Annotated in this window: 10 protein-coding genes; all 10 read left to right on the plus strand. The window is 61.4% G+C overall.

The window, feature by feature from the left end:
- Positions 1–148: 148 nt before the first annotated feature.
- Positions 149–475 carry a flagellar hook-basal body complex protein FliE gene (gene fliE, locus RGM2987_RS01670; protein WP_003199082.1) on the plus strand — a complete coding sequence of 109 codons (327 nt, stop codon included), beginning with the start codon at positions 149–151 and terminating at the stop codon, positions 473–475.
- A gap of 15 nt (positions 476–490) precedes the next feature.
- Positions 491–2,275 (plus strand): flagellar basal-body MS-ring/collar protein FliF, encoded by a 1,785-nt coding sequence (gene fliF, locus RGM2987_RS01675; RefSeq protein ID WP_245138379.1) that lies wholly within the window; start codon positions 491–493, stop codon positions 2,273–2,275.
- The gene (gene fliG, locus RGM2987_RS01680; protein ID WP_024778656.1) at positions 2,268–3,287 is read left to right on the plus strand and encodes a flagellar motor switch protein FliG; all 1,020 of its coding nucleotides are present in this window, start codon (positions 2,268–2,270) and stop codon (positions 3,285–3,287) included. The genes fliF and fliG overlap by 8 nt, the downstream gene beginning before the upstream one ends.
- A gap of 7 nt (positions 3,288–3,294) precedes the next feature.
- On the plus strand, positions 3,295–4,125 hold the full coding sequence (gene fliH, locus RGM2987_RS01685) for a flagellar assembly protein FliH (protein ID WP_245138380.1): 831 nt from the start codon (positions 3,295–3,297) through the stop codon (positions 4,123–4,125).
- A complete protein-coding gene (gene fliI / locus RGM2987_RS01690; protein ID WP_245138381.1) occupies positions 4,115–5,473 on the plus strand; it encodes a flagellar protein export ATPase FliI in 1,359 nt (452 codons plus the stop codon). The genes fliH and fliI overlap by 11 nt, the downstream gene beginning before the upstream one ends.
- Before the next feature lie 6 nt (positions 5,474–5,479).
- Positions 5,480–5,929, plus strand: a complete 450-nt coding sequence (fliJ, locus tag RGM2987_RS01695) for a flagellar export protein FliJ (protein ID WP_245138382.1) — start codon at positions 5,480–5,482, stop codon at positions 5,927–5,929.
- 102 nt (positions 5,930–6,031) lie between these two features.
- A complete protein-coding gene (locus RGM2987_RS01700) occupies positions 6,032–6,406 on the plus strand; it encodes an STAS domain-containing protein (RefSeq protein WP_348529612.1) in 375 nt (124 codons plus the stop codon).
- A 9-nt stretch (positions 6,407–6,415) separates the two neighbouring features.
- The gene (locus RGM2987_RS01705; RefSeq protein WP_280639790.1) at positions 6,416–8,122 is read left to right on the plus strand and encodes a fused response regulator/phosphatase; all 1,707 of its coding nucleotides are present in this window, start codon (positions 6,416–6,418) and stop codon (positions 8,120–8,122) included.
- Between the two features lie 31 nt (positions 8,123–8,153).
- Entirely contained in the window at positions 8,154–8,498 is a 345-nt protein-coding gene (locus RGM2987_RS01710) for an Hpt domain-containing protein (protein ID WP_245138383.1), read from the plus strand.
- 87 nt (positions 8,499–8,585) lie between these two features.
- Positions 8,586–9,950 (plus strand): flagellar hook-length control protein FliK, encoded by a 1,365-nt coding sequence (locus tag RGM2987_RS01715; protein WP_245138384.1) that lies wholly within the window; start codon positions 8,586–8,588, stop codon positions 9,948–9,950.
- Positions 9,951–10,003: the final 53 nt, after the last annotated feature.

Raw genomic sequence — 10,003 nt, forward strand, 5'->3', positions numbered from 1 at the left:
GCATTGACTGAACCACCGCTTTCGCGAGCAAGCCCGCTCCCACATGCATTTGTTTCCTGTGGCCATGGAGCTGGCACCCTTGTTGCTACTACCCAGATATCCACTGAGCAAGTGTCAAAAAAACGCGGGCCGCCTGAGAGAATAGACCATGAGCCAAGGTATTGAATTTAATCGATTGATGTTGGACATGCGGGCCATGCAAATGGACGCCATGGCCCAGCCGAAATCGGTTGCCGTCCCCCAGGTGGGTGGCAGCAGCTTTTCCGACATGCTCGGTCAGGCCGTCAATAAAGTGAACGATACCCAGCAGGCATCGAACCAATTAGCCAGTGCCTTTGAAATTGGTAAAAGTGGCGTCGACCTGACTGACGTGATGATTTCTTCGCAGAAAGCCAGTGTCTCGTTCCAGGCGTTGACCCAGGTTCGCAATAAACTGGTTCAAGCCTACCAAGACATCATGCAGATGCCGGTTTAAGGAAACTATTGAGTCATGGCAGAAGCAGCCGTAGATAACGTTCCAGCCAAGGCCACTCCGCCAGACGGCAAACCGCCGCTGTTCGGCTTGTCCTTCCTGGAAAATCTCTCCGAGATGACCATGTTGCGTCAGGTAGGCCTGTTGGTCGGCCTGGCTGCCAGCGTGGCGATTGGTTTTGCCGTGGTGTTGTGGTCCCAGCAGCCGGACTACCGTCCGTTGTACGGTAGCCTGGAGGGCATGGACGCCAAGCAAGTCATGGAGACCCTGGCGGCTGCCGACATTTCCTATACGGTCGAACCAAATTCCGGCGCCTTGCTGGTCAAGGCCGACGATGTTGCTCGTGCGCGCCTCAAGCTTGCCGCGGCTGGCGTGACGCCAAAAGATGGCAACATCGGTTTCGAGATCCTCGACAAGGACCAGGGCCTGGGCACCAGTCAGTTCATGGAAGCGACCCGTTATCGTCGCGGCCTGGAAGGTGAGCTGGCGCGGACCATCTCCAGCCTGAACAACGTCAAGGCCGCCCGCGTGCACTTGGCGATTCCGAAGAGCTCGGTGTTCGTTCGCGATGAGCGCAAACCCAGCGCTTCGATCCTGGTCGAACTGTACGCGGGCCGTTCCCTGGAGCCCGGCCAGGTCCTGGCCATCGTCAATCTGGTGGCGACCAGCGTCCCTGAGCTGAGCAAATCACAGATCACCGTGGTCGACCAGAAAGGCAATTTGTTGTCGGATCAGGCGGAAAATTCCGAACTGACCATGGCCGGCAAGCAATTCGATTACAGCCGCCGCATGGAAGGCATGCTGACCCAGCGGGTGCATAACATCCTGCAACCGGTCCTGGGTAATGACCGCTATAAAGCCGAGGTTTCGGCCGATGTGGATTTCAGCGCTGTCGAATCGACTTCCGAGCAATTCAACCCGGATCAACCGGCGTTGCGCAGCGAGCAATCAGTCAATGAACAGCGCACCGCCAGCAATGGCCCGCAAGGCGTCCCGGGTGCCCTGAGCAACCAGCCGCCGTCGGCCGCCAGCGCGCCGCAAACCACCGGTGGTGCCGCTGGAGCGGCCAGCATGGTGCAGCCAGGCCAGCCGCTGGTGGATGCCAACGGCCAGCAGATCATGGATCCGGCCACCGGCCAGCCGATGCTGGCGCCATACCCGGCCGACAAGCGTCAGCAGTCGACCAAGAACTTCGAGCTCGACCGTTCCATCAGCCACACCAAGCAGCAGCAGGGCCGTTTGAGCCGTCTGTCGGTCGCGGTGGTGGTGGACGATCAGGTCAAGGTCAATGCGGCCAATGGCGAAACCACGCGTGCGCCATGGAGCGCCGACGAATTGGCGCGTTTCACCCGCTTGGTGCAGGACGCCGTCGGTTTCGACGCCAGCCGCGGCGACAGCGTCAGCGTGATCAACGTGCCGTTCTCCTCGGAGCGCGGTGAAGTGATCGCCGATATTCCGTTTTATTCGCAACCCTGGTTCTGGGATGTGGTCAAGCAAGTATTGGGCGTGCTGTTCATCCTGATCCTGGTCTTTGGTGTGCTGCGTCCGGTGCTCAACAACATCACCAATGGCGGCAAGAACAAGCAATTGGCAGCTTTTGGTGATGTAGAGCTGGGAGGCATGGGCGGCCTGGATGGCGAATTGGCCAATGATCGCGTCAGCCTCGGCGGGCCGCAGAGCATTCTGTTGCCAAGCCCGAGCGAAGGTTATGACGCCCAGTTGAACGCCATCAAGAGTCTGGTGGCAGAAGACCCGGGTCGTGTGGCCCAGGTCGTGAAAGAGTGGATCAACGCAGATGAGTGATAATCGAGCCGCTGTTGCCAAATTGTCCCGGGTCGACAAAGCCGCGATTCTGCTGCTGTCCCTGGGTTCGACCGACGCCGCCCAAGTGCTGCGCCACATGGGGCCCAAGGAGGTCCAGCGAGTGGGCGTGGCCATGGCACAAATGGGCAACGTCCATCGTGAGCAGGTCGAGCAGGTGATGAGTGAGTTCGTCGACATCGTCGGCGATCAGACCAGCCTCGGCGTGGGTTCCGATGACTACGTTCGCAAGATGCTCACCCAGGCACTGGGCGAGGACAAGGCCAACGGCCTGATCGACCGCATCCTGCTGGGCGGCAACACCAGCGGCCTGGACAGCCTCAAATGGATGGAGCCGCGGGCGGTCGCCGACGTGATCCGTTACGAGCACCCACAGATCCAGGCGATCGTCGTGGCGTATCTGGATCCGGACCAGGCCGGCGAAGTCTTGGGCAACTTTGACCACAAGGTGCGCCTGGACATCATCCTGCGGGTCTCGTCGCTCAACACCGTGCAGCCGGCGGCCTTGAAAGAATTGAACCAGATCCTCGAGAAACAGTTCTCGGGCAACTCCAATGCCTCGCGTACCACCCTGGGTGGCATCAAGCGTGCGGCAGACATCATGAACTTCCTCGACAGCTCGATCGAAGGTCAACTGATGGATTCGATCCGCGAATTCGACGAAGACCTGTCCGGTCAGATCGAAGACCTCATGTTCGTGTTCAACAACCTGGCCGATGTCGACGACCGTGGCATCCAGGCGCTGTTGCGCGAAGTATCCTCCGACGTGCTGGTACTGGCCCTCAAGGGCTCGGACGAAGGCGTCAAGGAAAAGATCTTCAAGAACATGTCCAAGCGGGCGGCCGAACTGTTGCGCGACGACCTCGAGGCCAAGGGCCCGGTGCGCGTCAGCGACGTGGAAACCGCACAGAAGGAAATCCTCACCATCGCCCGCCGCATGGCCGAAGCCGGAGAGATCGTTCTCGGTGGCAAGGGCGGCGAAGAGATGATCTAAGGTCGTTATGTCCGTCAAGAGTGATGATGCACCCAGCGACCTGATCCGCGCCCGTGACGTCGGCGGTTTCGACGTCTGGTCGCTGCCCAGCTTCGACCCACATGTGCCCGAGCCTGAGCCCGAGCCGGTGGAGGAGTTGCCGGAAATAGAAGAAGTGCCGCTGGAGGAAGTCCAGCCGCTGACCCTTGAAGAAGTCGAAAGCATTCGCCAGGAAGCCTACAACGAAGGCTTTGCGGTAGGCGAAAAGGAAGGTTTCCACAGCACCACGCTCAAGGTTCGCCAGGAAGCCGATGTGGCACTGACGGCCAAGCTGCGGGCGCTGGAATCGCTGATGGTCAATCTGTTCGAACCGATTGCCGAGCAGGACACCCAGATCGAGAAATCCCTGGTGGGACTGGTGCAGCACATCACGCGCCAGGTCATCCAGCGCGAGCTGGCCATCGATTCGAATCAGATCGAACACGTCATGCGCGAAGCACTCAAGTTGTTGCCATTGGGCGTGGGTAATGTGCGGCTGTATATCAACCCCCAGGATTTCGAACTGGTCAAAGCCCTGCGCGAGCGCCATGAGGAAACCTGGCGCATCGTCGAGGACGCTTCGCTGCTGCCCGGCGGCTGTCGGGTGGAAACCGAGCACAGCCGCATCGACGCGACCGTCGAGACCCGCATCGATCAGATCATGGCCAAGCTGTTGGACCAACTGCACGAGCAAGCCCTGCACCCGGCGCCTGCCGACCTGAGCCTGGAATTGCCGGATGAACCCCGGGCTGGCGCCGATATCGACGCCGACAGCGCCCCACTGATTGCCACCGAACCGGACAGCCGCGATGCGCCTTGAGCGAACCAGCTTCGGCAAGCGCCTGGGCAGCTATGCCGAGGCCACCGAACTGGCTGGCCAGCCAATCCTGGAAGGACGCCTGCTGCGCATGGTCGGCCTGACGCTCGAGGCCGAAGGCCTGCGCGCCGCCATGGGCAGTCGCTGCATGGTCATCAACGACGACAGTTACCACCCGGTGCAAGTCGAAGCCGAAGTCATGGGCTTTTCCGGCAGTAAAGTATTTTTGATGCCGGTCGGCAGCGTGGCCGGGATCGCCCCTGGTGCGCGGGTGGTGCCGCTGGCTGACACCGGTCGGCTGCCGATGGGTATGAGCATGCTCGGCCGCGTCCTGGACGGGGCCGGTCGCGCCCTGGACGGCAAGGGCGGCATGAAAGCCGAAGACTGGGTGCCGATGGACGGCCCGACCATCAACCCCCTCAAGCGCGACCCCATCAGCGTGCCGCTGGACGTAGGCATCCGCTGCATCAACGGTTTATTGACGGTCGGTCGCGGCCAGCGTCTGGGCCTGTTCGCTGGTACCGGCGTAGGTAAGAGTGTGCTGCTGGGCATGATGACCCGCTTCACCGAGGCCGACATCATCGTGGTGGGGCTGATCGGCGAGCGGGGCCGTGAGGTGAAGGAGTTCATCGAGCACATCCTCGGCGAAGAAGGGCTCAAGCGCTCGGTCGTCGTTGCTTCGCCAGCGGATGACGCGCCACTGATGCGCCTGCGGGCCGCCATGTATTGCACGCGTATCGCCGAATATTTCCGCGACAAGGGCAAGAATGTCCTGTTGTTGATGGATTCGTTGACCCGTTTCGCCCAGGCCCAGCGGGAAATCGCCTTGGCTATCGGAGAGCCGCCGGCGACCAAGGGTTATCCACCGTCGGTGTTCGCCAAGCTGCCGAAGCTGGTGGAACGCGCTGGTAATGCGGAGAAGGGCGGCGGTTCGATCACGGCCTTCTATACCGTGCTGTCCGAGGGCGACGATCAGCAGGACCCGATCGCCGACTCGGCCCGGGGCGTGCTCGACGGACACATCGTGCTGTCCCGGCGCCTGGCCGAGGAAGGGCATTACCCGGCCATCGACATCGAGGCGTCCATCAGTCGGGTCATGCCGTCGGTTGTCAGCCCCGAGCACATGAAGCGTGCCCAGCAATTCAAGCAGTACTGGTCGCGCTATCAACAGAGCCGTGACCTGATCAGCGTCGGTGCATACGTGCCCGGCGGTGACCGCGAGACCGACACTGCGATCAATCTGTATCCGGCCATGTCCGTCTACCTGCGCCAAAGCCTGAACGACAATATCGGCATGGGGGCCAGCGAAGCGCACCTGCAGAGCATTTTCGCGCCCGTTGCCGGCGGGTAACCGACCATGGCCACGAGTCGTGCGGCGCGTCTGGCGCCGGTGGTGGAGATGGCGGAAAAAGCCGAGAAAGCCGCCGTGCAGCGGCTGGCTTATTTCCAGGGGCAGGTGGCGGTGGCCGAGAGCAAACTGGCGGACCTCGAGAATTTCCGCCTCGAATACCAGGAACAGTGGGTCGCCCGTGGCCGCCATGGGGTTTCCGGCCAATGGCTGTTGGGCTACCAGGGGTTCCTGGCGCAATTGGGCACCGCCATCGACCAGCAGCGCCAGAGCCTGGTCTGGCACCAGAACAACCTGGAAAAAGCCCGGCAGGGTTGGCAGGAGGCTTTTGCCCGGGTGGAGGGGCTGCGCAAACTGGTGCAACGCTATATCGATGAGGCGCGGCAACTGGAAGATAAACGCGAGCAGAAATTGCTGGATGAGTTGTCCCAGCGCTTGCCGCGCCAGAACCCCTACTGATCACTAAACAGGATTTTGTCAGGTGAATGATCCAAAACCTTGCTCAGACCTTCACCAGATGCTAAACCTTGTACACGTATGTCCATGACAAGGAAGCCGATCATGTCAGTCGTTACCGAAGTATCCCCCGATGGGCAGAAGTTGACGATTTCGATCAAGGGTCGATTCGATTTCGGTCGGCATCAGGAATTTCGTGAGTCGTATGAGCGGCTTAACATGAAGCCTGAGTCCATTGTGGTGGATTTGAAAGAAGCCACCTACCTGGACAGCTCAGCCCTGGGCATGCTCCTGCTGTTGCGCGATCATGCCGGTGGCGACGATTCGGATATCCGGATCGTCAACAGCAACAGTGACGTCAAGAAAATCCTGGCGATTTCCAACTTCGACAAGCTGTTCGACATCTACCCCAAAGAAGACAAGTCAGAGAAAGATCGGGCCGGTCATCACCACGACAGGCACCACTCAGGCAAAGCCTGACTGTCAGTCATGTTGTCCGACCTCGAATCGCTGACGGTCCTGATCGCCGAAGACAGTGCCGCTGATCGACTGCTGTTGTCCACCATTGTCCGTCGCCAGGGCCATCACGTGCTCACGGCGGCGGATGGCGCCGAGGCGGTCGAGGTCTATCAGGCGCAGCGTCCGCATCTGGTATTGATGGACGCGATGATGCCGGTGATGGACGGTTTCGAGGCCGCGCAGAAAATCAAGCACCTGGCCGGGGACCAGTTGGTCCCGATCATTTTCCTCACGTCGCTGACCGAGAGCGAAGGCCTGGCCCGGTGCCTGGAGGCGGGCGGTGACGATTTTCTCGCCAAGCCTTACAACCAGGTGATCCTGGCGGCGAAGATCAAGGCCATGGACCGCTTGCGCCGGTTGCAGGCCACGGTGGTGGAGCAGCGCGACCAGATCGCCCGGCACCACGGCTACTTGCTCAACGAACAACGGGTCGCCAAGGCGGTTTTCGACAAGATCGCCCATTCCGGCTGCCTGAGCGCGCCGAACATCCGCTACTTGCAATCGCCGTACGCTTTATTCAATGGCGATTTATTGCTGGCCGCGTTCAATCCGGCCGGCGACATGCACATCCTGCTGGGGGATTTTACCGGGCATGGCTTGCCGGCGGCGGTCGGCGCAATGCCGCTGGCGGAAGTCTTCTACGGCATGACCGCCAAGGGCTACGGCCTGGCGCAGATCCTGCGGGAAATGAACGCCAAGCTCAAACGCATCCTGCCGGTGGACATGTTTTGCTGCGCAACGCTGCTGTGCCTGAGTTTCCAGCGCTGCACGTTGGAGGTCTGGAACGGCGGCATGCCCGATGGCTATCTGCATGACGGCCTCAGCGGCACGCGCACGCCATTGCCGGCGCGGCACCTGCCATTGGGGGTGCTGTCGCCCCAGTTATTCGATGACCGCACCGAAGTCCACGCCATGTCGCTGGGTGACCGGGTATTCCTGTTGTCCGACGGTGTGATCGAGACCAGCGACGAGCAAGACCGGCCGTTCGGTGTCGAGGGGCTGCAACGGGTGTTCGCCGCCAATCGCGAGCCAGACCTGCTGTTCGATGATATCCAACAGGCCTTGCGGGACTTTGGCGGAGAGTCGCGGGACGACTTCAGCATGGTCGAGGTGCGGCTCGTCGCACCCTCGCAACTCAATCCGCCGCCGCCGGTCTATTCCGATAGTGGCCAATCCAGCCCGCTGGACTGGTCGGTGAGCTTCGAATTCCGGGCGCAGACGCTCAAGCGTTTCAATCCGATGCCCTACCTGTTGCAGGTGCTGCTTGAGGTTCACGGGCTCAGGGCTCAGAGTGGCGCCCTGTACAGTGTCATGTCGGAGCTTTATTCCAACGCCCTGGATCACGGGGTGCTGGGCCTGGATTCGAGCCTCAAGCGTGATGCGTCGGGATTTGCCCGGTATTACCGGGAACGCAACGAGCGACTGGACGAACTGAGTGACGGCTACGTGCGGGTGCACCTGCACGTCATGCCTAGCGGCGAGGGTGGTCGCCTGGCGATCGAGGTCGAGGACAGTGGCAAGGGTTTCGATGTGGCCCGGGTGCTGGCCCGGCCGGTGGATTGTGATCGATTGTCCGGGCGCGGCGTGAGCCTGGTACAGCAATTGAGCCATCAGGCCTCTTGGTCAGACGATGGTCGTAGTGTGCGCGTGGAGTTTTTCTGGGAGGCTCTGGCATAATCAGGGTCATTCTTGATCAGGGAGCGAACAAGTGAGTGAGATTCATCTGGACCGCGACGTGCTGAGCACGTTGAAGGAAGTCATGGAAGAAGGGTATCTGGAGCTACTGGACACCTTCCTCAACGATTCCGAAGCTCGCCTGCGGGTGCTGCACGAGGCCCGGGACGCTGAAAAACTGAGCGCCACCGCCCACAGTTTCAAGGGCAGCAGCAGCAATATGGGCGCCATCCGCCTCGCCGAGCTTTGCGGCGAATTGGAGCAGCGTGCCAAACAACCCTCGTTGGGCGGCATCGAGAAATTGGTCAGCGAAATCGACAGCGAGTTCGCCCACGTTCGCTCGCTTTGCCGCGAAGAGCGCGAAGGCTTCCACTGCTGAGATTCCCCGGGTTGGTGATAGCTGGCCCGTCCCTTGCATTGTTTGTCCCGACTGTACCTATGATTCCAGTGCAGCGGAGACTTTTTTATGCCCGTTACCCCCAATTCACTGCTTCAGGCCGCTGCCCAGGCCAAGCCGCAGGCCGCCGTCAATTCACCGGCAGCGGCCCCGGACATCGGGGATAAAGGCTCCAGCTTCGCTAAGGTCTTTGCCCGTCAGGCATCCTCCGAGCCATCGGGGCCTGCAGTAAAAGCCGGACGCGACAAAACTTCCGATGTTCCCGTCAAAAAGGACGCCGGTAACGAAACCGCTGCCGCCGAGGAACCGAAGGTTGCCGATAGCGGCAAGCCCTTGCCAGCAGACAAACCGGCCAGCGCCGACGACGAGGCTGCCAATGACGACGCTGCCGATTCGACCGACGATACGGTGGCGCAGGCCCCTGTGGCGGATCCGACGCTCGATCCGGCACAACTGCCGGACATGACCGTGCCCGTCGTGGCCACTGCGCCGGAACCTCCACCGGCGGTGGTCGCCGCTCAAGTCCAGGTCGCTGCTGCCGTGGCTCCGCCGGTTGCTCCATTGGTCACGCCGGCCAAGGTCGAAGACCCGGCGGTCGATCCCGCTTTCGACCCGCAAGCCGACCCACTCGACGCATTGCCGGCCTTGCGCTTGGCGATGGAGCAAAGTGGTCATGTTTCCGCTGCCAGCCAGGCCCAACCCAAGGCGGCTGCTCCTGCTTCGCTCGAGGCGGACCAGACTTCGGCGCAGACCTTTGCCGCCGGGATGGCGAGCATGCTTACCGTGCAAGCCGACCAGGACAGTACTGGTCCCGGCAGCGAAGGTGGTGACAAGGCGTTCGGTGGCTTGATCAGTGAAGGCCTCAAGGACCTGACTGCCGCATCCAGCGATACGCGGGTCGAGGATTTCGCCAATCGTCTGGCGGCGCTGACCCAGGCCGCTACACCCAAGACCGCCAACACGGTGCCGGTCAACCAGCCCATTGCCATGAACCAGAATGGCTGGACCGAAGAAGTGGTCAACCGGGTGATGTATCTGTCGAGCGCCAATCTCAAGGCGGCCGATATCCAGCTGCAACCGGCCGAACTCGGGCGCCTGGACATCCGCGTGAACATGGTGCCGGACCAGCAGACCCAGGTCACTTTCATGAGCGCCCACCCAGGCGTGCGCGAAGCTCTCGAAGGCCAGTTGCATCGGTTGCGCGACAGTTTTGCCCAGCAAGGCATGGGGCAGGTTGACGTCAACGTGTCCGACCAGTCTCGGGGCTCGCAAGAGCAGGGGCAACAGGCGCAGCAGCAGGCCCAGGCGGGACGTACCCGTTCATCCGGCGGACCCGTTGATTCGGCGGATGACCATTCGCCGGCCAGTATCGCTGAAGTGGCAGCCGCCACTACCAGTGTCATCGGCACCAGTGCGGTCGATTACTACGCCTGACTTGGCGGGTGACCCTTGTGGGAGCGGGCTTGCTCGCAAATGCGGTGTGTCAG

The organism is Pseudomonas sp. RGM2987, from assembly GCF_022952855.1.
Lineage (GTDB): Bacteria > Pseudomonadota > Gammaproteobacteria > Pseudomonadales > Pseudomonadaceae > Aquipseudomonas.

Coding starts and splice junctions, on each gene's coding strand:
- fliE (WP_003199082.1), top strand. CDS start 149: ATGAGCCAAGGTATTGAATTTAATCGATTGATGTTGGACATGCGGGCC.
- fliF (WP_245138379.1), top strand. CDS start 491: ATGGCAGAAGCAGCCGTAGATAACGTTCCAGCCAAGGCCACTCCGCCA.
- fliG (WP_024778656.1), top strand. CDS start 2,268: ATGAGTGATAATCGAGCCGCTGTTGCCAAATTGTCCCGGGTCGACAAA.
- fliH (WP_245138380.1), top strand. CDS start 3,295: ATGTCCGTCAAGAGTGATGATGCACCCAGCGACCTGATCCGCGCCCGT.
- fliI (WP_245138381.1), top strand. CDS start 4,115: ATGCGCCTTGAGCGAACCAGCTTCGGCAAGCGCCTGGGCAGCTATGCC.
- fliJ (WP_245138382.1), top strand. CDS start 5,480: ATGGCCACGAGTCGTGCGGCGCGTCTGGCGCCGGTGGTGGAGATGGCG.
- RGM2987_RS01700 (WP_348529612.1), top strand. CDS start 6,032: ATGTCAGTCGTTACCGAAGTATCCCCCGATGGGCAGAAGTTGACGATT.
- RGM2987_RS01705 (WP_280639790.1), top strand. CDS start 6,416: ATGTTGTCCGACCTCGAATCGCTGACGGTCCTGATCGCCGAAGACAGT.
- RGM2987_RS01715 (WP_245138384.1), top strand. CDS start 8,586: ATGCCCGTTACCCCCAATTCACTGCTTCAGGCCGCTGCCCAGGCCAAG.